This is a genomic window from Pantoea endophytica (assembly GCF_002858935.1).
GTDB classification, from domain to species: Bacteria; Pseudomonadota; Gammaproteobacteria; order Enterobacterales; family Enterobacteriaceae; genus Pantoea; species Pantoea leporis.
The window spans coordinates 19395-40784 of the sequence record NZ_PJRT01000010.1 but is presented as its reverse complement, the minus strand read 5'-3'; the positions used below and the strand labels follow the sequence as shown (position 1 = coordinate 40784).

Genomic DNA, 21390 nt, shown 5'->3' with positions numbered 1-21390 from the left:
ACCGCTAAATTTCCCACCGATATTTCTCTAACTCGATCTCCCCAGCATCACTCACTTCAATCCCCTCCGCTTCCAGCGCATCGCGCTGACGAAATAAGTCGTCACCCTGTAATGAAATGCGGCCATGGCGATTGATAACGCGAAACCAGGGTAATTTACTGCCTTCCGGCAAACGGCGTAATACGCCACCTACCTGACGAGCCGCGCGCGGCGAACCCGCTAATTGCGCAACATCACCATAAGTGGTGACCTTTCCTGGCGGAATGGCTGCGATGATTTGCCACACGCGCTCAGAGAAATTGTGTTGGTCGCTCATATGCGCACCTATTTTCATCAGGAAAGGGCAAACTTTAGCATGCAGAAGGGTAGACATCAGCGCATTGCTGTGTGCTTGTGCAAGAAACCAACGGTTGTCGGGCCTGCGCTTGCAATTGCCAGGGGCATACTTGATAATGCCTGCGCTCTCGAAATGAGGGCTTGTCAATGGGGGCCCTGTTGGTTCTCCCGCAATGCTAACTTGTGAACTCGGTCAGATCCGGAAGGAAGCAGCCGCAGCAGGCGACGCGTGTGCCGGGATGTAGCTGGCAGGGCCCCCACCAATTTGTACCCGCCTCATACTCCACAGAATTTTACGCACAGAGAAATCTGGCAATCCTTTGCCGGTGATTCAATCCTTGATCAAAACGATGATGGTGCAGATCGGCTGTTAGGGGAAAAACTTAGCGGACGAACTTCCAGACAGAAACCGGTACTTTATCGTAAAGCTTATTCATGGTCAGTTCAGCCAGACGATGATCGGCTGCCGAATAAAATACCGCGAGTTCATTATCAGGTAATTCATACTTGTTTTTTTCGATAACCCGTTCAAGGGTATCGATTGAGCGACAGCGGCGCAGTCGCATCAAATAATCTGTTTTAGTTAAGGCTTGGTTGCTCATAAATAAACCGGTCTCAGTCTGGTGCTAAAAGGAATGGCTAGGTTGTTGGAGATAAGCGCACTCTTCGGCAAACAGATTAAATAAGCGTTTTGCTGAACGCTGCCACCGTTGTAGATCCTGAGTATTGATTCCATAGCTGCTGAACAGCATAAAGGTATCGTCAAGATATTCATCGATTTGCGTAATCAGGGCTTCATCTTCAACGTGCTTAATTTTGTAATTCATCGTGAAAGAAGCGATATGCTCAATCAAATCGTTGAGCTGTAAATTGCTTTCCGAAGTAGGATCATTAACCCAACCATGATGGCTGTCAGTCAATGTCGCCATACTTTCGTCGAACAGGTTCTCACACAGGTATTTAAGCTGGGCAATATCATGCCGTTTCGGTGAGTATTCGTCCATCTTTTTCCCCTCCATAGCTAGCACAGTTACCGCAGCGCGGCGAGATTAAGAAAAGCTACCAGGAAGCGATATCGAATAAAATTGAATTCAGCGACTCCTTAAATGTAATCCACAATCATTAGCTTTGCTCACCTCAATTACCAAATATTACAATTCATCGGCGGGAGAGGGGCGCTCATTGTCAATCACGTCAAACACCAGCGCGCCGGGCTTTACCTGAAACAACACTTCTTCACGACGCGTAAACGTTTCATTTAAATCCAGGCAAGGATTAAATAAATTCCAGCTGAAATCGTAAAGCATTTTAAATCGATTATTGTCGGTTGGTTGAATAGAAATAATCTGGAAGCTATCGGGAACTAATTGCGCGTTTTGAGAATACCACTGTAAATCACCGGCTAATGCCTCGGCTATTTTGAGAATATTCCCCTGGATAATTCTGACCAACTTTTCGCAATCGTCCTCATCCACAGCAATATCACAATGAATAATAGACGGCATTTTGTATCCAGTAAAAGAATGATGTTTCTATCATTGAGCTTATTGAGTGATATTGCAAGTCGCTAATAAACAGAAAGAGTAATCGTTGTGATGGGTTTCATAACACATTCATGGCGAAACGGCGAATTAACGCGGCTATCTTCATAATCGATCAACTTTTGAAACACTTTTGCTTAGGCGCAATGGAGGATGAGTCGGGTATGATAATTGTTATGTTATAACATTATTGGTTGTTGAGTATGAATCACAGCGGTTTACTTCTTTCCCTTGGCGGCCGTTTGCTGGTTGCACTGATGCTGATTGCCTTGCTAGCGCTGGCCTTATATTGGGGCATGCAGAAATGATGCATTTCAACCGCTTACAAGCCGGTTATCAAGGCCGTGCGGTGACGCCGGTCGTTAACGGGGAGCTGGCAACGGGCAGCATGACGGCGCTGATTGGCGCTAACGGCACCGGCAAATCGACATTACTAAAAACCATTGCTGGCTTACTACCGCCAATTTCCGGCAACTGCGAATTGCACATCCCACGCAAAGCCCTGGGCTGGTTACCGCAACGCAGTGAACTCGAAACCCGCTTTCCTCTTACTGCCTATGAACTGGTGGCGATGGGCTGCTGGCCACGCTGCGGCTGGTTTGGTGGTATCAATCGCGCCTTGCGCCTGGAAATCGATGCCGCGCTGGATGCGGTACAAATGCGTGAGTTCGCCGATGCGCAGCCATCGACGTTATCTGGCGGGCAACTGCAGCGCGTGCTGTTCGCGCGCTTAATGCTGCAGCGCAGCCAGCTGTGGCTGCTGGATGAACCCTTCAACGGCATTGATAGCCAAACCGTCACCTTGCTGATGTCGATCCTCGAACAGCAGCAGCAGGCGGGCACCACGTTATTAGTCGTGCTACACGATCGTCCGCTGGTGGCGCGCTATTTTCAGGATGTGCTATCGCTCGATGACGCTGATGCCGCACAAACTCCAACGTTGCATAGGGTGGCGTCGTGACATTACTCCAACCCTTTATCGAATTTGGTTTTATGCGCCGTGCGCTGGTGGCCTGCGTTGCATTAGCGATCAGCGCCACGCCGCTGGGCGTTTTCCTTTCCCTGCGCCGCATGAGTCTGGTCGGCGATGCGTTATCGCATGCTGTGTTACCCGGCGCGGCGATTGGTTATCTGGTGTCGGGATTATCGCTGGTGGCGATGGGTATCGGCGGCCTGATTGCCGGATTGGCGGTGGCGCTGCTCTCGGGAGCGGTTAGCCGTTATACGCATCTCAAAGAGGATGCCAGTTTTTCCGGCTTTTACCTCGGCTCTCTCGCACTCGGCGTCACACTGGTGTCGCTGCGCGGCTCCAGCGTCGATCTGTTGCACGTGTTATTTGGATCGCTGCTGGCGGTGGATAACGCGGCGATTCTGCTGGTTGGCGGCATTGCGGCTACGACCTTGCTGCTGCTGGCGGTGATCTTCCGTCCGCTGGTGATCGATGCCTTCGATCCCGATTTCCTGCGCGCTCAGGGCAAATGGAGCGCTCCGCTGGTGCACGGTCTGTTTCTGATGCTGGTGGTGCTCAATCTGGTGGCAGGCTTTCAGGTGCTGGGCACGCTGATGTCGGTGGGATTGATGATGCTGCCGGCCACCAGCGCACGCTTCTGGAGCCGCCATCTGGCTTACATGCTCGGCATCGCCATGCTGCTGGCGATCGTCTCAGCATTTATCGGCCTGATTCTTTCGTGGCATTTCTCGCTGCCGGCTGGACCGGCGGTGGTGCTCAGTGCTGCGGTGCTGTTTCTGCTTTCTGTTTTGACAGGACCATGTGGCGGCCTGTTGCGCCGTCGATAACCAAACCAATAAGGGGATAGGAATGAAAAAGTTACCGCTGAGTCTGGCGATTGGCGCCATGCTGGCAAGCCCGCTGTCGCTGGCGAAAAGCGTTGATGTTGTGGCGAGCTTTACCGTGCTGGCGGATATCGTTAAACAGGTTGGTGGCGACCACGTTAACGTGAAATCGCTGGTCGGGCCGAATGGCGATCCGCACACCTTCGAACCGACGCCGCAGGATAGCCAGGCGCTGTCGAAGGCGGATGTGGTATTCGTGAGCGGTTTGGGCATGGAAGGCTGGATGGATCGCCTGATCAGCGCGTCAGGCTATAAAGGCACCATCGTAGTGGCATCGAACGGTGTCAACACGCGCAAGATGGAAGAGGACGGCAAAAGCATCACCGATCCGCATGCGTGGAACAGCATGCAAAACGGTGTGATCTACGCCACTAATGTGATGAATGCGCTGATCAAAGCCGATCCAGAAGATGCGGCGGATATTCGTAAAAGCGGTGAAAGTTACATTCAGCAGCTGCAGAAGCTGGATAGCTGGGCGAAAAATGCCTTTGCCGAAGTGCCGAAGAGCAAGCGTAAAGTGCTGACCAGTCATGATGCCTTTGGCTACTTTGGCCAACGTTATGGCGTCAGTTTCCTTGCGCCGGTGGGCTTCTCTACCGAAGCGGAAGCCAGCGCCAGCGACGTGGCCTCGATCATCCAACAACTTAAGGCCGAGCACATCAAAACCTACTTCATGGAGAATCAAACCGATCCGCGACTGGTAAAACAGATTGCCAGCGAAACCGGCGCGCAGCCGGGCGGGGAACTTTATCCTGAGGCGCTGTCGGAAGCGAATGGCCCAGCAGCGACCTATGTCGCCGCGTTCAAACACAATGTTGACGCTATTCTGCATAGCATGAAGTAAAAAAAAGGCCGGGGAGCATCCCGGCCAACTATCACGACACTTTCCTACCTTTTTTTCTTTCTTCCCTGAACCGCCTTAAAGCGCGGGTTAGTTTTGCAAATCACATAGATGCGACCTTTACGACGCACGACTTTGCAATCCTTATGGCGCGTTTTTGCAGAGCGCAATGAACTCAATACCTGCATCTGTTCTCTCCAGCGTTACTTGTTGCGCGACAGGAAGCTGCCGAAACGCTGGTTGAAGCGCGCGGTGCTGCCTTCTTTAGCAAAGTCTTTCTGCTTGCCGGTGTAGAACACGTGGGATTTTGACGAGACATCCAGCGTGACATACGGCAGCACTTCACCTTCATACTCAATGGTGCGCTCGGTTTTGATGGTGGAGCCGACTTTAAAGTATTCGTTGGCCGAGGTGTCGTGGAACACCACTGGGCGATAAAGAGGATGGATATTCGGTTTCATAGTAACCTCGCTATGTAATGTTATACTATAACAATAGTATGAGCCCGAACATGGCTGATTGCAACCGTGAAAAACGCAGGGATTTTGGTGGGGCAGGGGAACAGCAATAAAAAAGGCCGCATCAGCGGCCTTTTAGGGAAGAGTAAAACTTAGTGTTTGTGCTCAACCGGATGACCGTGTTCCAGGTCACCTTTGTTCTTACTGAAGCGGCGACGTACCACCACGAAGAACACCGGAACGAAGAAGATAGCCAGCGCGGTCGCTGTTACCATCCCGCCCATTACGCCGGTACCTACCGCATTTTGTGCGCCAGAACCCGCACCGGTGCTGATCGCCAGCGGCATTACGCCGAGGATAAAGGCGAGTGAGGTCATCAGAATCGGACGCAGACGCATACGGGATGCTTCCAGCGTGGATTCCACCAACCCTTTACCTTCCTTCTCCATCAAATCCTTGGCGAATTCGACAATCAGGATGGCGTTCTTCGCCGACAATCCTATGGTAGTCAACAAGCCCACCACAAAGTAGACGTCGTTACTTAAGCCGCGCAGCGTGGTGAAGATCAGTGCGCCGACAACACCCAGCGGTACCACCAACATGACCGAGAACGGAATCGACCAGCTCTCATACAGCGCGGCCAGACACAGGAACACCACAATCAGTGAGATAGCATACAGCGCCGGAGCCTGGTTACCTGACAAGCGTTCCTGATAGGACATGCCGGTCCAGTCGTAACCAATACCCGCCGGCAGTTTTCCTGCCAACTCTTCCATCAGGTTCATGGCATCACCGGAGCTCTTGCCTGGCGCAGCCTGGCCCAGAATCTCCATCGATGGCAAGCCGTTGTAACGTTCCAGACGCGGTGAACCGTACTGCCACTTCGCCGAAGAGAAGGCGGAGAACGGTACCATGGTGCCGCCGCTGTTGCGCACGTACCATTTACTGATATCGTCCGGCAACATACGTGAATCGGCCTTGCCCATAACGTACACCTTCTTCACGCGACCGCGGTCGATGAAGTCGTTGACGTAAGAACCGCCCCATGCTGAAGCCAGCGTGGTATTGATGTCCGACAGCGACACACCCAGCGCCTGCGCTTTCTCCTGATCGATGATCAGTTTGTACTGCGGCGTATCTTCCATGCCGTTTGGACGCACACCCACCAGCGTATCCGAATGCTGGGCGATCATGCCAAACAGCTGGTTACGCGCGGCGGTCAGCTTCTCGTGACCCAGGTTGCCCTGATCGGTCAGCATGAAGTCGAAGCCGGTGGCGTTACCCAGTTCGATAATCGCTGGCAGGTTGAACGGGAACACCATCGCATCTTTGATTTGACCGAGCGCCTGCATGGCACGACCGGCAATCGCAGGCACTTTCAGGTTGGCATCGCCACGCTCATCCCACGGCTTGAGGCTGACGAACGCAATACCGGTGTTCTGTCCACGACCGGCGAAGCCGAAGCCGTTAACGGTAAACACGGAGTTAACGCTGTCTTTCTCTTTGGTCAGGAAGTAATCCGTCACCTGATCCAATACTTTCTGGGTACGTTCCTGGGTAGCACCGGCTGGCAATTGCGCCTGCGCCAGTAACAAACCCTGATCCTCTTCCGGCAGGAATGAGGTAGGCAGTTTCAGGAACAGGTACGCCATGCCGACCACGATCACCAGATAAATCAGCAGGTAACGGCCGGTGCTGCGAATGATATGACCGACACTATCAACGTAGTGGTTGGTGCTCTTATCAAACAGGCGGTTAAACCAGCCGAAGAAACCGGTGGTTTTGCCGTGAGCACCTTTCTCCACCGGCTTCAGCATGGTGGCACAAAGCGCAGGCGTCAGGATCAACGCCACCAGCACCGACAGCGCCATCGCCGAAACAATGGTGATGGAGAACTGGCGATAAATGACGCCGGTTGAACCACCGAAGAACGCCATTGGAATAAATACCGCTGACAGCACCAAGGCAATACCGACCAATGCGCCCTGAATCTGCTCCATCGAACGTTTGGTCGCTTCTTTCGGCGGTAAGCCTTCTTCCGCCATTACACGTTCGACGTTCTCTACCACCACGATGGCGTCATCCACCAGCAGGCCGATGGCGAGCACCATCCCGAACATCGTCAGGGTGTTTATCGAGTAGCCAAAGGCACTGATGATCGCAAAGGTTCCGAGCAACACAACAGGAACGGCGATGGTTGGAATCAGCGTCGCACGGAAGTTTTGCAGGAACAGATACATCACCAGGAACACCAGCACGATTGCTTCGAACAGCGTTTTCACCACTTCGAAAATCGAAATTTTCACGAACGGTGTGGTGTCGTACGGATAAACCGTTTTCATGCCTGCCGGGAAGAACGGCTCCAGTTTCGCCAGTTCAGCTTTCACCGCATCGGCGGTGTCCAGTGCATTAGCGCCAGTGGCCAGTTTGATACCGATACCGGAAGCCGGTTTGCCGTTATAACGCGCGATGATCTCGTAGTTTTCACCACCGAGTTCAATCTTCGCCACGTCACGCAGACGTACCTGCGAACCATCCTGATTCACCTTCAGCAGAATATTGCCGAACTCATCTGTCGATGTCAGACGGGTTTGCGCAATGATCGAGGCATTCAGCTGTTGGCCCGGTACAGGTGGCGTACCGCCCAACTGACCCGCGGCGATCTGGGTGTTCTGGACTTTCAGCGCGTTGATCACATCCACTGGTGTCAGTGAATAGTTGTTCAGCTTGTGTGGGTCCAGCCAGATGCGCATCGCATACTGCGCACCAAACACTTGGGTATCACCGACACCCGGCATACGGCTGACCGGATCTTTGATGTTTGAAGCAACATAGTCAGAAATATCATTCTGCGTCATGGTGCCGTCATCACTGACAAAACCCGCCACCATCAGGAAGCTGCTAGAGGATTTCTTAACCTGAATACCCTGTTGCTGTACTTCCTGTGGCAGTAACGGCGTGGCCAGCTGCAGTTTGTTCTGCACCTGAACCTGCGCGATATCGGCATCAGTACCGGATTGGAAGGTCAGCGTCAGCGTCAATGTACCCGACGAGTCACTGCTCGAGGACATATACATCAGTCCATCGATACCGTTCATGTTTTGCTCGATGACCTGCGTCACCGAATCTTGCAGCGTTTTCGCATCAGCACCCGGATAGGTGGCCTGGATTTCAACCGCCGGCGGTGCAACATTGGGATATTGCTCAATCGGCAGGCTGATAATCGATAGCACACCGGCCAACATGATGATGATGGCGAGCACCCACGCAAAAATGGGGCGATCAATAAAGAACTTAGCCATGTATCAGTGGCTCCTGTTATGACGATGATTTAGCAGACGGTGATTCTGGTGCAGCTTTGGCATCATCGGAGACTTCTTTTGGCGTCACCTGCGCACCCGGTTTGGCACGCTGGATACCGGTGGTGATCACCCGATCGCCTTCTTTTAGACCTTCCGTCACCAGCCATTTGTCGCCAAATGCCTGATTAGCGGTGATGTTACGGGATTCCACTTTATTATCTGCGCCAACCACCATTGCGGTTGCCTGACCGGTTGGGGTGCGTGTTACGCCCTGTTGCGGCACCAGCAGTGCGGTGGGATTGGTGCCCTCATCCAGACGCGCACGAACAAACATGCCTGGCAGCAGGCGATTGTCCGGGTTCGGGAAGATGGCGCGCAGCGTGATCGAGCCGGTGGTTTCATCCACGCTCACATCAGAGAATTCCAATGTGCCTGTCTGCGGGTATGCGTTACCGTTTTGCATCAGCAGGGTGACGTTGGCCTTACCGTCGTTCTGTTTCAGCTGACCGGATTCCAGCTCTGCGCGCAGACGCAGGAAATCATCACTGGATTGGGTCACATCGACATACATAGGATCGAGCTGTTGCACGGTCGCCAGGGCAGTGGTTTGCCCGTTGGAAACCAGCGCACCTTCGGTTACCGACGATTTACCAATACGGCCGCTGATAGGTGACGTCACTTTGGTATACGCCAGATTGATGCGCGCAGTTTCGACGTTGGCACGCGCAGCCTGGGCGGCTGCAGCAGTCTGAGCTGCGGTGCCTGCGGCGGTGTCATAGTCCTGCTGACTGATGTACTTAGTACCCAGCAGCGGCTTATAGCGAGTAATGGTTAACTGCGCAACACGCGCATTGGCTTCAGCCTGGGCGAGATCCGCTTTAGCGCTGTCGTAGGCCGCCTGATAGGTGGCGGGATCAATCTGATACAGCGACTGACCGGCTTTTACATCACTACCTTCAACAAAATTACGCTTGAGGATAATTCCTGACACCTGAGGGCGAACTTCCGCAACGCGGAAAGCCGAGGTACGGCCCGGCAGCTCGGTGGTAATTTTCAAGGGTTCGTTTTTTAACGTTACAACACCCACTTCTGGGGGCTGCTGCTGGGCGGCTTGCTGGGATTTATTATCATCACATCCTGTTAACACAAAGCTGCCTGATAGCATCAGGACGGCCGCCAGAGGCGCTAATCCTCTGTTTTTATTCATAAATAAACCTCTAGTGTCCGATATCAAATGATCAATGGATCACAAACCGATAAACCCATTGCTGCGTTAAAACACGGGTCATGCTATGGTACATACATTCACAAATGTATGTAAACTTACAAGTTTGTAAAAAAAGCCCAGCATGGCACGAAAAACCAAAGCGCAAGCTCTTGAAACACGGCATCAAATTCTTGACGCCGCATTAGCACACTTTTCCGAACATGGTGTGGCCGCCACGTCTCTGGCGGATATCGCAACAGCGGCCGGCGTCACGCGCGGGGCTATCTACTGGCACTTCAAAAATAAAGCCGATCTCTTACAGGAAATCTGGCTGCGTTGTGACGCTGGGCTGGACGATGTGGAACTTGAGTATCAGACAAAATACCCGGGCGATCCACTTTCTGTTGTTCGTTCTATGTTGATCTATATCCTTGACGCCACAGCAAAGGATCCGCAAAGACGCGCATTAATGGAGATTATCTTTCACAAATGTGAGTTTGTTGGCGAAATGTCGACGTTACAGGATATGCAGCAGAGCTTACTGCAAGCGTGTTACGATCGAATTGAAACTGTACTACGTCTTTGTATTGATGCCAGCCAATTGCCTGAGAACCTGAATACGCGTCAGGCGGCGCTACTGATGCGCGGCTATATTAATGGCATGATGGAAAGCTGGCTGTTCAACCCGCAAAGTTTTGATTTGGCAGCCGATGCGCCTCAGCTGGTGGATGCGTTTCTTGATATGTTGCGCCTAAGTCCAACGCTGCTTAGTCGGCCTTGATTTCCGCCGCTTGTTTCTGCTCATAATCCCGCTGAACAATCGCCAACGCAGCCAGCACGGTGGCGGTAGGGACATTATTCTCTTCAAGCAGTTGAATCAGATCGACGGCAAGTTTGATGTCGTCGGGTGCGCTGTCCAGTGACATTTTTTCTCCTAAATACGTAATTTCGCCGCGACCAGCAGCATTAATAGTGCGCCCAGCAGTGCGCTGGCGAAACCGGCTGGATGCAGGGCGGCCAGATCGCCGGTGGTGAAGTAGGTGGCGATATAGCCGCCAATCAGCGCGCCAATCACCGCCAGCACCAACGTCGGCACAAATCCTCCCGGACGACCGGGAAAAATCACCCGTTTGAGCCAGCCTGCCGCTAAACCGATCACAATCCATAATACCAGCGTCATGATTTTACTCCTTTTTCTCACCGCAATGAGTATAGAGGAAAAAGCGCCGCGTTCAGCGCGGCATAGGCGGCAACTCCAGTTTGTAGATAGCGGCGCGGCAGCGTGCCAAACGTTCTTGCAGCTGATCGACTTCACGAATTAACTGCTGCTGAACGCTCAGCGTTTCAGCGCGCGCCAGATGCTGCTCGCGCTGCGCAATCATCGCCAGTAAGCGTTTTTCGTAGCCTTGATACTCTTCACGCTTGGCCTGGCGTGCATCGACACGTGGCCGCTCGCGCTTGACGCGCAGCTGCTGGCTCTGGCATTCGCGCTGTAATGCGGCAATTTGATCCAGCACTTTCTCCGCCAGCCATTGACGGCGCGCCACATCAGTGTCAGCAGCGGTTAACTGCGTCACATTGCCTTCCAGTTCGCGCAGATAATCCGCCAGACGCGTGCCGCTGGTGCGAAACAGGTGAGAATCAAAACGGGGCTGACGACAGGCACCATCCGGCTGCTGCGCAATCTGCTGGCGCAGTAACTCTAACATGGCATGGAGACGTTGCTGGGCGGGCGGTTGGGGCATCACTCTGTTTCCGACTGTGTTAACGTAACGCTGTTTTTGACTTATTCAGGCATCAGGCATGCAGCGCATTTTACTACTGAGCCTTGGCTGGCTGGCGATTGTGCTAGGTACGCTGGGCATTGTATTACCTTTATTACCGACGACGCCATTTGTGTTGCTGGCGGCCTGGTGTTTTGCCCGCTCGTCGCCGCGTTTCCATCATTGGTTGCTATGGAAGTCGCCGTTTGGTCGCTTTATTCGCCACTGGCAGCAGCATCGTGCCATGCCGCCCGGCGCCAAAGGGCGCGCCATGTTGCTGATTGTGATTACCTTTTCGGTGTCCCTTTATTTAGTAAACCTGCTGTGGGTGCGCATCCTGTTAGGCGCGATGCTGTGCCTGCTGCTGCTTTTTATGTGGCGCATTCCGGTTGTAACCGAGGATGCCAACCCGCCACAACAGTAGCGTGAGGGTTGCATTTAGCCGGGTATTTGCATAGATTTGGGCATCTTCGTGCGTGGCTTCCCTTATAAACGACTTCGCTTAACCCGGTTTCCGGGGTTTGGCGCTAGAGAAGCTGCGCGTATTAGATATTTTCTCCAGGCGTAACATTTATGACCGCAACTGCGCAGCAGCTTGAACTCATCAAAAACAGCATTAAAAGCATTCCTGACTATCCGAAGCCGGGCATTCTGTTCCGTGACGTGACCAGTCTGATGGAAGATCCGCAGGCGTATGCCGCGTCGATCGCCATTCTGGTGGAGCGTTATCGTAACAAAGGCATCACCAAGGTGGTGGGAACGGAAGCGCGTGGCTTCCTGTTTGGCGCACCGGTGGCGCTGGGTTTGGGCGTGGGTTTTGTGCCGGTGCGTAAGCCGGGCAAACTGCCGCGTGACACCTTCAGCGAAAGCTACGAGCTGGAGTACGGCACCGATGCGCTGGAACTGCACAAAGATGCCATTAAACCAGGCGATGTGGTGCTGGTGGTGGACGATCTGCTGGCGACTGGCGGCACGCTGGAAGCAACGGTGAAGCTGATCCGCCGCGCCGGTGGAGAAGTGAAAGACGCCGCATTCGTGATTAATCTGTTTGACCTGACCGGTGAAGCCCGCCTGACTGCTATGGGCGTCGAGTGCTTCAGCCTGGTGAATTTCCCCGGCCACTAAGGCCTGCGCGCTCCGCTGCACGGCGGGGCGCCACCTCTGCAAAGTTAGTGGTTGCTGATCCGCTGGTGGCTGTTAAACTACTGCCAAAATAAACAGGGTTTGCGAAGCTGCATTTTCTCCCTTCTCCCTAAATTCCAGTGATTGAATCCACATGAGCTATCAGGTACTTGCGCGAAAATGGCGTCCCCAGGCCTTCGCTGACGTAGTCGGTCAGGAACATGTGCTGACTGCGCTGGCCAACGGGTTGTCACTGGGACGAATCCATCATGCTTATCTCTTTTCTGGCACACGCGGCGTCGGGAAAACCTCGATCGCCCGTCTGCTGGCGAAGGGGCTTAACTGTGAAACCGGCATCACGTCAACGCCGTGCGGGCAATGCGATAACTGCCGCGAAATCGAGCAGGGCCGTTTTGTCGATCTGATTGAGATCGATGCCGCATCACGCACCAAAGTTGAAGATACGCGCGATCTGCTCGATAACGTGCAGTACGCGCCAGCGCGCGGTCGCTTCAAGGTCTATCTGATCGATGAAGTGCACATGCTGTCGCGTCACAGCTTTAACGCGCTGCTGAAAACGCTGGAAGAGCCGCCATCGCACGTTAAATTCCTGCTGGCGACCACCGATCCGCAGAAGCTGCCTGTGACGATTTTGTCCCGCTGCCTGCAATTCCATCTCAAAGCGCTGGACGTGGAGCAAATCCAGCAGCAGCTGACGCATGTGTTGCAGCAGGAGCAGATTGCTGCCGAACCGCGTGCGCTGCATCTGCTGGCACGCGCCGCTGACGGCAGCATGCGCGATGCGCTGAGCCTGACCGACCAGGCGATTGCCATGGGGCAGGGCAGCGTAACGCGTGACACCGTGGCACAAATGCTCGGCACGCTCGACGATGAACAGCCGCTGGCGCTGATTGAAGCGCTGGTGGATGGCCAGGGCGAACAGGTGATGGCGCTGCTGAATCAGGCCGCGTCGCGTGGGGTTGAGTGGGAAGCGCTGCTGGTCGAGATGCTGCGTTTACTGCACCGCATTGCGATGGTGCAGCTGCTGCCAAGCTCGCTCAGCGAGGACGATCTCAGCCAGGCCGATCGCCTGCGCGAGTTAGCCCGCGTGTTGCCACCGGCTGACGTGCAGCTCTATTACCAAACGTTGTTGATGGGACGTAAAGATCTGCCGCTGGCACCGGATCGGCGCTTAGGCGTAGAGATGACGCTGCTGCGGGCGCTGGCGTTCCATCCGCAGGCAACGATTGCGGAGCCGGTGGCGCGTCCCACCTTGACGCCACAAGCTGCCCCGCAGGTTGCTGCGCCACAAGCCGCAGCGAAAGCCGCGCCCGCACCGGCTGCGCAGCCGCAGATGGCACCGCCGAACCCTGACGCGCCGCCGGTGTCGGATGATTATCCAGACATGCAGCCCGCGCCCGATCCGTTACCTGACTCCACCAGCCAGTTGTTACAGGCGCGAACGCAGTTGCTGCGTCAGGGAGCCGGCAAAGCAAAAAAGAGTGAGCCGGCAGCGCGTTCCGCGCGGCCGGCGAATCCGGCGCTGGAACGTCTCGCTAGCGTCACTGAACGTGTGCAACAACGTGCGTCTGAACCCACGGTAAAAGCCCCGGCCAAACCGGAAGCTTATCGCTGGAAAACGCAGCTGCCGGTAGAGGTTAAAGCGGAGCCGGTGGCGACGCCAAAAGCCTTGCGTTCGGCACTGGAGCATGAGAAAACCCCTGAGCTGGCGCTGCGTCTGGCGGAAGAAGCCCAGCAGCGCGATGCGTGGGCTGCTGAAATCGCCGCGCTGACGCTACCGAAACTGGTGCAGCAAGTGGCGCTCAATGCGTGGAAAGAGGTGGGCGAAGCCGGCGTTACGCTGCATCTGCGCAGCAGTCAGCGCCATCTGAATTCAGCTTCTGCCAGGCAGGCGCTGGCGGAAGCGCTAAGTCAGTCTGCCGGTCAGCCGGTTGAATTGACGATTATTGAAGACGATAATCCTACGGTATTGACGCCACTGGAGTGGCGCCAGGCCATTTATGAAGAGAAGCTGTCGCAGGCGCGACAGTCGATCGAAAGCGATACCCATATTCAGACATTGCGTCGATTCTTCGATGCCGATTTGGATGAAGAGAGTATTCGACCGGTGTGAACATGCTGCCGCGCGTCAACTGCGCGCAGCCCCAGCAGAGAGAGAAAACTATGTTTGGTAAAGGCGGATTGGGCAACCTGATGAAACAGGCCCAGCAGATGCAAGACAAAATGGCCAAAGTGCAGGAAGAGATCGCCGCGATCGAAGTGACCGGTGAATCAGGCGCTGGCTTGGTTAAAGTAACCATCAACGGTGCGCACAACTGCCGTCGTGTCGAAGTCGATCCTAGCTTGCTGGAAGATGATAAAGACATGCTGGAAGATCTGATCGCCGCGGCCTTCAACGATGCGGCACGCCGTATTGACGAAACGCAGAAAGAGAAGATGGCTGCGGTCTCTTCAGGTATGCAGCTGCCGCCTGGCTTCAAGATGCCGTTCTGATGCAAACCAGTCCACTGCTTGAATCTTTGATGGAGTCGTTGCGCTGCCTGCCGGGCGTTGGCCCGAAGTCGGCGCAGCGTATGGCTTTTCAGCTGTTGCAGCGCGATCGTAGCGGTGGCATGCGTCTGGCGCAGGCATTGACCCGCGCCATGTCGGAAATCGGTCACTGCGCCGATTGCCGTACCTTCACCGAACAGGAAATCTGCACCATCTGCGCCAATCCGCGTCGTCAGCAAAACGGCCAGATTTGTGTGGTGGAGAGCCCGGCAGATATCCACGCCATTGAGCAGACCGGCCAGTTTGGCGGCCGCTACTTTGTGCTGATGGGGCACTTGTCACCGCTGGATGGCATTGGGCCACAGGATATCGGCCTGGATCGGCTGGAGCAGCGTCTCGAGCGCGAAACCTTAACCGAAGTGATCCTCGCCACCAATCCCACGGTGGAAGGGGAAGCCACGGCCAACTACATCGCCGAGTTGTGCGGACAATATGGCGTTGATGCCAGCCGCATTGCACACGGTGTGCCGGTCGGTGGTGAGCTGGAAATGGTCGATGGCACCACGCTGTCGCACTCGCTCGCCGGACGCCACAAGATTAATTTCTAATCACTTGCCGATGTCTTCACAGACATCGGCTTGAAATCCTCTCCTTCATCCCCATTTCTCTCTCAACGTATCATCAACCCCGATTCAGTTGAGGTAGCAATGACCATGAAAGGACAAGAGACGCGTGGCTTCCAGTCAGAGGTAAAACAACTTCTGCACCTGATGATCCATTCACTCTATTCAAATAAAGAGATTTTCCTGCGCGAGCTGATTTCCAACGCTTCAGATGCCGCCGACAAACTGCGCTTTCGCGCGCTGTCGACGCCCGATCTGTATGAAGGCGACGGCGACCTGCGCGTACGTATCTCGGTCAATCCGGAAAATCGCACGCTGACGCTCAGCGATAACGGCATCGGTATGCGCCGTGATGAGGTGATTGAGAACCTCGGCACCATTGCTAAATCCGGCACCAAATCCTTCCTCGAATCTATGGGCTCCGACCAGGCGAAAGACAGCCAGCTGATCGGCCAGTTCGGCGTGGGCTTCTACTCTGCGTTCATTGTGGCGGATAAAGTCACCGTGCGCACCCGCGCCGCCGGCGCTAAAGCCGATGAAGCGGTGTTCTGGGAATCTGCTGGCGAAGGCGAATATACGCTGGCAGAGATTGAGAAAGCCGATCGCGGTACCGAAATTACGCTGCACTTCCGTGAAGGCGAAGATGATTTCCTCGATGCGTGGCGCGTGCGTAACGTGATCAGCAAATACTCCGATCACATCGCGCTGCCGGTGGAGATTGAAAGCAAAGACGAAGAGAGCGACACCACCACCTGGGAAAAGATCAACAAAGCCCAGGCGCTGTGGACGCGCAACAAGTCTGAGATCAGCGACGACGAGTACAACGAGTTCTACAAACATATCGCCCACGATTTCAGCGATCCGGCGATCTGGAGCCATAACCGCGTGGAAGGTAAGCAGGAATACACCAGCCTGCTGTATATCCCGGCGCGTGCGCCGTTCGACATGTGGAACCGCGACAGCAAGCACGGCCTGAAACTCTACGTACAGCGCGTGTTCATCATGGACGATGCCGAGCAGTTCATGCCGAACTACCTGCGCTTCGTGCGTGGTTTGATAGATTCCAACGATCTGCCGCTAAACGTATCGCGTGAAATCCTGCAGGACAGCCGTGTGACCCAGAGCCTGCGTGGCGCGCTCACCAAGCGTAGCCTGCAGATGTTAGAGAAGCTGGCGAAAGACGACGCGGAAAAATATCAGCAGTTCTGGAAAGAGTTCGGTCTGGTACTGAAAGAAGGTCCAGCCGAAGACAACGCTAACCAGCAACAGATTGCCAAACTGCTGCGCTTTGCCACCAGCCAGAGCGAAAGCGCTGAGCAGACCGTTTCGCTCGACGATTACGTGACGCGCATGGTGGAAGGTCAGGACAAGATTTACTACATCACCGCCGACAGCTATGCCGCCGCGAAGAGCAGCCCGCATCTGGAACTGTTCCGCAAAAAAGGCATCGAGGTGCTGCTGCTCTCCGATCGTATCGACGAATGGATGATGAGCTACCTCACCGAGTTCGACGGCAAAACCTTCCAGTCAGTCAGCAAAGCGGATGATTCGCTGAGCAAACTGGCCGATGAAGAGACCGAAGAGCAGAAAGAAGCGGAGAAGGCGCTGGAGCCGTTTGTTGAGCGCGTGAAAACGCTGCTGGGCGAGCGTGTGAAAGAGGTGCGTCTGACGCATCGTCTCACCGACACGCCAGCGATCGTCACCACCGATGCTAACGAAATGACCACGCAGATGGCGAAGCTGTTTGCCGCGGCCGGTCAGGACGTGCCGGACGTGAAGTACATTTTCGAGATCAATCCGGATCATACGCTGGTGAAACGCGTGGCCGATACCCAGGACGAAACGCGCTTTGCCGAGTGGGTTGAGCTGCTGCTGGATCAGGCGCTGCTCGCCGAGCGCGGTACGCTTGACGATCCAAACCAATTTATCCGTCGCATGAACCAGTTGCTGACGGCGTAATCGCACCAAACCCGAAAGGTCGCCATTCATGGCGACCTTTTTTTATATCTGCTGTTAAATCTGCGCCTGATCCCGCAACCAATCGCGAAACAACGTAATCTCCGCATCGTGCTGACGCGAAGTCTTGGTCATCATCAACGTGGCGCGATCGACGCGCACAAAGCCCAGCGGCGCGATCAAGGTGCCATCACTCAACTCCTGACGCACCAGCAAGCGTGGCGCCATAATCACGCCCAATCCGTTTCTCGCCGCCTGAATGGCTAACGTCAAATTATCGAAATGCTTGCCGATCCAGTAATTGCCGCGTACGCCGCTGGTTTTCGCCCATTCGGCCCACGCATGCAGCCGCGTATCGGCGTGCAGCAATGGCAGTGAGGCGAGATCCTGCTCGCTTTGAAAGCGGGCGGCAAACTGCGGGGCGCACAGTGGGCCGATATAATCATCGCTGATCAAGGTGGCATCAATATCGTCATCCGGCGACTGCTCGGCGCTGAGAATCAGCACATCGGTATGCTCGCTGCGCAGCTGGTCAATCTCTACCAGCGGCTGAAACTGCACTTCAATATCGGGATAGCGCTGATAGAAGCTGGCGATGCGCGGAATCAGCCATTGCGAGAGAAAGCTGGGCGCGCAGGAGACGCTGATATGATGGCGCATGCCGGTACGAATGCTTTCGCAGGTGGTGGAGAGCTCGCTAAAGGCTTTCTGACAACTCACCAGCAAACGTTCACCGTGTGAGGTTAATTTGACGCGTCCATTGGTACGCACAAACAGCGGCTTCCCCATCCAGCTCTCCAGCTGTCGAACCTGATGGCTAATGGCGCTATGGGTGACATGCAGACGTTCGGCCGCTACGCTAAAACTGCTGAACAGTGCCGCCTGGTGGAAATAGTGCAGTGCACGTAACGAAGGAAGCACGGTCATACTTGTCCCCTGTGTAAAAACCTAACAGGGATTGTCAGTTTATATCATTTTAATGTCCAGCCGCATTGGCCTAACCTTTCCACCAGATTCTGGCAGGTTGACGGCTACGGCTCTCTGTGTTTTACGCCGACTATCACCGCAGGTTTCACCTCCCACACACAGCATAATAACCAGAGACATACCACGCGATGGCTCCACAACTTGCTTCTGCCAGGGCGGCGGCGGCGCGCGATAAGCTTCGCGGCTCGCTTTCCCGTTATTACCGGCTTGAAAATTTCGATCTCTTCTTCGCACCCTCTTTGCATATCTCGCGAGTGCTGCTTTCCCAGCTGTTTCTCCGTCAGGAGCAATCACGTAATCACACGCGCTATGCCTCGCACTATCCGGTTAGTGAACTGAGCGTGCTGCCCACTTTGCCGATGACGGCGGGCAATATTGCGCTGGTGGATCATGTTGATATGCAGCAAGGTCGCGTGCGTGCGTTGAGCGAATGTCAAAGCCACGGCGTTACCGATGCATCGGAGTCGTTTGCCACGCAGCTGCATAAACGGCTGGTGAGCGATGCGCGACTGTTTGTCGCCCGCCTTGATCGCCATTCGGCGTTATGCGGCGATCTGGTGTTAATCGCATTGCGCACCGCCGATTTCAGCACATTGGTGCGCAGTGAGCTGCGGCTGTTTGAGCAAGGATTAGCGCTCGGTGGCGCGCCAGAACAGGCGCTGGCAATGATGAAGGACAGCGAATGGCGTCCGTACAATATTGCGATGGTGGAAAAAATCGCGCTCGACTCGCCATTCATCCTGCACTCCATTCAGCAACCGGGTTTACCCTTTGCACTTTTTCCGCTGCCGAACGGCCTCAATGCCAGTGAATTGCCGCAGGATATTCAGGTGCTGCCCGAACAGGCGCAATTACGCTTGTGCGCCGACGTGCGCGGCGGGGTCAACAAACAGCTGAACGTCACACCCGCACTGAAAAAACGCCTCAAAGACCTACTCATGCTTAGCCGTGATTCCTAAAAACGGGCACTCTGCTGGTATTTGCTGACAAAGCAGGTCAAAGTAGACCTTTCGTGGCGAGCGCGCCCGTTTCCTTGTGGTGCGCGGGCCATAATGGTATGTTCTTCGCCTTCTCAGATTGAACAATGCGATTCGCAAGGGGAATTACGCAATGCGTATTATTCTGCTCGGAGCTCCGGGCGCAGGTAAAGGCACTCAGGCTCAATTCATCATGGAGAAATACGGTATTCCGCAAATCTCCACCGGTGACATGTTACGTGCGGCAGTCAAAGCAGGTACGGAACTGGGCCAACAGGCAAAAGCGATCATGGATGCCGGTAAACTGGTGACTGACGAGCTGGTGATTGCGCTGGTTAAAGAGCGTATCGCGCAGGAAGACTGCAAAAACGGTTTCCTGCTCGATGGCTTCCCACGCACTATCCCGCAGGCTGACGCGATGAAAGAAGCGGGCATCAAGGTTGACTACGTGCTGGAGTTCGCTGTACCGGACGAGCTGATTGTGGATCGTATTGTTGGCCGCCGCGTACATACGCCATCGGGCCGCGTTTATCACGTCACTTACAATCCACCGAAAGTGGAAGGTAAAGATGACCTGACCGGCGAAGAGCTGACCACGCGTAAAGATGACCAGGAAGAGACCGTGCGTAAGCGTCTGGTGGAATACCATCAACTGACTGCGCCGCTGATTGCCTACTACGGCAAAGAAGCGCAAGACGGCAACACCGAATATCACAAAATCGACGGCACGCGTCCTGTCGCCGAAGTGAGCACGCAATTGGCCACGATTCTCGGTTAATGCGTTGAGGGGCCGGTTGTCCGGCCCTTTTGCAGCAATTGCTTTCCCCTCCTTCAATTTCCGCTACAATTTCCCCCTGATTTTGCATTCGACCCATTCGTTTCGACATCAAGGAAATACCATGAGGCAAGAAAAGCCCGGGGTTTTGCTGGTTAACTTAGGCACACCAGACGCACCCACAACACCTGCGGTTAAACGCTATCTGAAACAATTCCTCGGCGATCCACGAGTGGTTGATACACCGCGCTTACTGTGGTGGCCGATTCTCAATTTCATCATCGTGCCTTTTCGCTCGCCACGCGTATCGAAACTGTATGCTTCCGTATGGATGGATGAAGGTTCACCGCTGATGGTGTTCAGCAAGCGTCAGCGTGAAGCATTGGCGCAGCGCCTCGATATGCCGGTTGAACTGGGCATGAGCTACGGCCAGCCAAGCCTCGACAGCGCGCTGAAACGCTTGCTGGATCAGGGCGTGACCAAACTCATCGTGCTGCCGCTCTATCCGCAGTTCTCCTGCTCGACGGTTGCCGCGGTTTGGGATGGCTTAGCCACCAGCTTTAAACCACTGCGCTCGCTGCCGGAAGTGGCGTTTATCCGCGATTACGCGGAGCATCCGGCTTACATCGCTGCGCTCAAAGCCTCGGTTGAGCGCTCGTTTGCGCTGCATGGCGAACCGGATCTGCTGGTGCTGTCCTATCACGGCATTCCGCAGCGTTTCGCCAATGAAGGCGATGATTATCCGCTGCGTTGCAAAGACACCACCGATGCGCTGGCCGCGGCGTTGGGCATTGCGCCGCACAAGATCATGATGACCTTCCAGTCGCGCTTTGGTCGCGAGCCGTGGCTGACACCGTACACCGATGAAACCATGAAGAGCTTGCCGGCGAAAGGCATCAAGCACGTGCAGGTGATGAGTCCGGGCTTTGCGGCGGATTGCCTTGAAACGCTGGAGGAGATCAGCGGTGAGAACTGCGAGATCTTCCTGCATGCCGGCGGCGAAAAGTTCGAGTACATTCCTGCGCTCAACGCCGATGCGGAGCACATTGAAATGATGGTGCAGCTGGTCAACGCGCGTCGTTAAGGGTGTGGCAGAGAGTGTGATATCATTCTCTGCCTGATTTTCCCTGACGGCAC

General features: G+C 54.7%; 25 protein-coding genes, 1 other RNA gene and 1 other annotated feature. Of the genes, 14 read left to right on the top strand and 12 right to left on the bottom strand.

The window, feature by feature from the left end; translation table 11 throughout:
* Positions 1–4 precede the first annotated feature (4 nt).
* Positions 5–316: an MGMT family protein gene (locus tag PZBJ_RS10315; RefSeq protein WP_101762411.1), complete on the bottom strand. Its 312-nt coding sequence runs from the start codon at positions 314–316 to the stop codon at positions 5–7.
* Positions 317–493: 177 nt separating this feature from the next.
* Between PZBJ_RS10315 and ffs the strand changes: the two genes are divergently transcribed.
* An RNA gene (gene ffs, locus PZBJ_RS10310) (signal recognition particle sRNA small type) lies at positions 494–590 on the top strand.
* Between the two features lie 129 nt (positions 591–719).
* On the opposite strand, the gene PZBJ_RS10305 is transcribed toward ffs, so the two are convergent.
* The 3 genes from PZBJ_RS10305 to PZBJ_RS10295 form a co-directional block, all read right to left on the bottom strand.
* Entirely contained in the window at positions 720–938 is a 219-nt protein-coding gene (locus PZBJ_RS10305; RefSeq protein ID WP_007886938.1) for a hemolysin expression-modulating protein Hha, read from the bottom strand.
* 24 nt (positions 939–962) lie between these two features.
* Positions 963–1340 (bottom strand): Hha toxicity modulator TomB, encoded by a 378-nt coding sequence (gene tomB, locus PZBJ_RS10300; RefSeq protein ID WP_007886936.1) that lies wholly within the window; start codon positions 1338–1340, stop codon positions 963–965.
* Positions 1341–1487: 147 nt separating this feature from the next.
* Positions 1488–1841, bottom strand: a complete 354-nt coding sequence (locus PZBJ_RS10295; protein WP_101762410.1) for a hypothetical protein — start codon at positions 1839–1841, stop codon at positions 1488–1490.
* A gap of 340 nt (positions 1842–2181) precedes the next feature.
* Between PZBJ_RS10295 and PZBJ_RS10290 the strand changes: the two genes are divergently transcribed.
* Genes PZBJ_RS10290 through PZBJ_RS10280 form a run of 3 tightly spaced genes read left to right on the top strand, consistent with a single transcriptional unit; the run spans position 2182 to position 4575 of the window.
* The gene (locus PZBJ_RS10290) at positions 2182–2838 is read left to right on the top strand and encodes a metal ABC transporter ATP-binding protein (RefSeq protein ID WP_101762409.1); all 657 of its coding nucleotides are present in this window, start codon (positions 2182–2184) and stop codon (positions 2836–2838) included.
* On the top strand, positions 2835–3674 hold the full coding sequence (locus PZBJ_RS10285) for a metal ABC transporter permease (RefSeq protein ID WP_101762408.1): 840 nt from the start codon (positions 2835–2837) through the stop codon (positions 3672–3674). Before PZBJ_RS10290 ends, PZBJ_RS10285 begins: the two co-directional genes overlap by 4 nt.
* A 22-nt stretch (positions 3675–3696) precedes the next feature.
* Entirely contained in the window at positions 3697–4575 is an 879-nt protein-coding gene (locus PZBJ_RS10280) for a metal ABC transporter substrate-binding protein (RefSeq protein ID WP_101762407.1), read from the top strand.
* Between the two features lie 44 nt (positions 4576–4619).
* Here PZBJ_RS10280 and ykgO read toward each other — a convergent pair whose 3' ends face one another.
* The 4 genes from ykgO to PZBJ_RS10260 form a co-directional block, all read right to left on the bottom strand.
* Positions 4620–4760 (bottom strand): type B 50S ribosomal protein L36, encoded by a 141-nt coding sequence (gene ykgO / locus PZBJ_RS10275; protein ID WP_008103894.1) that lies wholly within the window; start codon positions 4758–4760, stop codon positions 4620–4622.
* A gap of 15 nt (positions 4761–4775) precedes the next feature.
* A complete protein-coding gene (locus PZBJ_RS10270) occupies positions 4776–5033 on the bottom strand; it encodes a type B 50S ribosomal protein L31 (protein ID WP_101762406.1) in 258 nt (85 codons plus the stop codon).
* A 149-nt stretch (positions 5034–5182) separates the two neighbouring features.
* The gene (locus PZBJ_RS10265) at positions 5183–8332 is read right to left on the bottom strand and encodes a multidrug efflux RND transporter permease subunit AcrB (RefSeq protein ID WP_101762405.1); all 3150 of its coding nucleotides are present in this window, start codon (positions 8330–8332) and stop codon (positions 5183–5185) included.
* A gap of 16 nt (positions 8333–8348) precedes the next feature.
* Positions 8349–9539, bottom strand: coding sequence for an efflux RND transporter periplasmic adaptor subunit (locus tag PZBJ_RS10260; RefSeq protein ID WP_101762404.1), 1191 nt, complete (start codon positions 9537–9539; stop codon positions 8349–8351).
* 142 nt (positions 9540–9681) lie between these two features.
* Here PZBJ_RS10260 and acrR point away from each other — a divergent pair, with 142 nt between their 5' ends.
* Positions 9682–10320 carry a multidrug efflux transporter transcriptional repressor AcrR gene (gene acrR, locus PZBJ_RS10255; protein ID WP_101762403.1) on the top strand — a complete coding sequence of 213 codons (639 nt, stop codon included), beginning with the start codon at positions 9682–9684 and terminating at the stop codon, positions 10318–10320.
* On the opposite strand, the gene rsmS is transcribed toward acrR, so the two are convergent.
* The 3 genes from rsmS to priC are packed head-to-tail and all read right to left on the bottom strand — an operon-like array spanning position 10307 to position 11284.
* Entirely contained in the window at positions 10307–10465 is a 159-nt protein-coding gene (rsmS, locus tag PZBJ_RS10250; RefSeq protein ID WP_101762402.1) for a pleiotropic regulatory protein RsmS, read from the bottom strand. The genes acrR and rsmS overlap by 14 nt on opposite strands.
* A gap of 8 nt (positions 10466–10473) precedes the next feature.
* Positions 10474–10719, bottom strand: a complete 246-nt coding sequence (locus PZBJ_RS10245) for a GlsB/YeaQ/YmgE family stress response membrane protein (protein ID WP_101762401.1) — start codon at positions 10717–10719, stop codon at positions 10474–10476.
* 52 nt (positions 10720–10771) lie between these two features.
* Entirely contained in the window at positions 10772–11284 is a 513-nt protein-coding gene (gene priC / locus PZBJ_RS10240; protein WP_101762400.1) for a primosomal replication protein PriC, read from the bottom strand.
* Positions 11285–11342: 58 nt separating this feature from the next.
* Between priC and PZBJ_RS10235 the strand changes: the two genes are divergently transcribed.
* The 6 genes from PZBJ_RS10235 (at position 11343) to htpG (ending at position 17517) form a co-directional block, all read left to right on the top strand.
* The gene (locus PZBJ_RS10235) at positions 11343–11726 is read left to right on the top strand and encodes a DUF454 family protein (protein WP_101762399.1); all 384 of its coding nucleotides are present in this window, start codon (positions 11343–11345) and stop codon (positions 11724–11726) included.
* A 149-nt stretch (positions 11727–11875) separates the two neighbouring features.
* Positions 11876–12427, top strand: coding sequence for an adenine phosphoribosyltransferase (gene apt, locus PZBJ_RS10230; protein WP_101762398.1), 552 nt, complete (start codon positions 11876–11878; stop codon positions 12425–12427).
* A gap of 151 nt (positions 12428–12578) precedes the next feature.
* Positions 12579–14558, top strand: coding sequence for a DNA polymerase III subunit gamma/tau (gene dnaX, locus PZBJ_RS10225; RefSeq protein ID WP_101762397.1), 1980 nt, complete (start codon positions 12579–12581; stop codon positions 14556–14558).
* Positions 13900–13961, top strand: a sequence feature (DnaX frameshifting element). Its footprint overlaps the gene before it by 62 nt.
* Before the next feature lie 50 nt (positions 14559–14608).
* Positions 14609–14938: a YbaB/EbfC family nucleoid-associated protein gene (locus PZBJ_RS10220; protein WP_008103874.1), complete on the top strand. Its 330-nt coding sequence runs from the start codon at positions 14609–14611 to the stop codon at positions 14936–14938.
* Positions 14938–15543 carry a recombination mediator RecR gene (gene recR, locus PZBJ_RS10215; protein WP_008103873.1) on the top strand — a complete coding sequence of 202 codons (606 nt, stop codon included), beginning with the start codon at positions 14938–14940 and terminating at the stop codon, positions 15541–15543. The genes PZBJ_RS10220 and recR overlap by 1 nt, the downstream gene beginning before the upstream one ends.
* A gap of 99 nt (positions 15544–15642) precedes the next feature.
* Complete coding sequence (gene htpG, locus PZBJ_RS10210) at positions 15643–17517, top strand: molecular chaperone HtpG (RefSeq protein ID WP_101762396.1); 1875 nt, start codon at positions 15643–15645, stop codon at positions 17515–17517.
* 54 nt (positions 17518–17571) lie between these two features.
* Here the strand turns inward: htpG and PZBJ_RS10205 are convergent, their stop codons facing one another.
* Positions 17572–18441, bottom strand: a complete 870-nt coding sequence (locus PZBJ_RS10205) for a LysR substrate-binding domain-containing protein (RefSeq protein ID WP_101762395.1) — start codon at positions 18439–18441, stop codon at positions 17572–17574.
* 188 nt (positions 18442–18629) lie between these two features.
* Here PZBJ_RS10205 and PZBJ_RS10200 point away from each other — a divergent pair, with 188 nt between their 5' ends.
* The 3 genes from PZBJ_RS10200 to hemH all read left to right on the top strand — a co-directional run bounded on the left by PZBJ_RS10200 (position 18630) and on the right by hemH (position 21337).
* Positions 18630–19460, top strand: coding sequence for a DUF6024 family protein (locus PZBJ_RS10200; RefSeq protein ID WP_101762394.1), 831 nt, complete (start codon positions 18630–18632; stop codon positions 19458–19460).
* 151 nt (positions 19461–19611) lie between these two features.
* Positions 19612–20256 carry an adenylate kinase gene (gene adk / locus PZBJ_RS10195; protein ID WP_008103865.1) on the top strand — a complete coding sequence of 215 codons (645 nt, stop codon included), beginning with the start codon at positions 19612–19614 and terminating at the stop codon, positions 20254–20256.
* Positions 20257–20377: 121 nt separating this feature from the next.
* The gene (gene hemH, locus PZBJ_RS10190) at positions 20378–21337 is read left to right on the top strand and encodes a ferrochelatase (RefSeq protein ID WP_101762393.1); all 960 of its coding nucleotides are present in this window, start codon (positions 20378–20380) and stop codon (positions 21335–21337) included.
* The last annotated feature ends 53 nt before the right edge of the window (positions 21338–21390 follow it).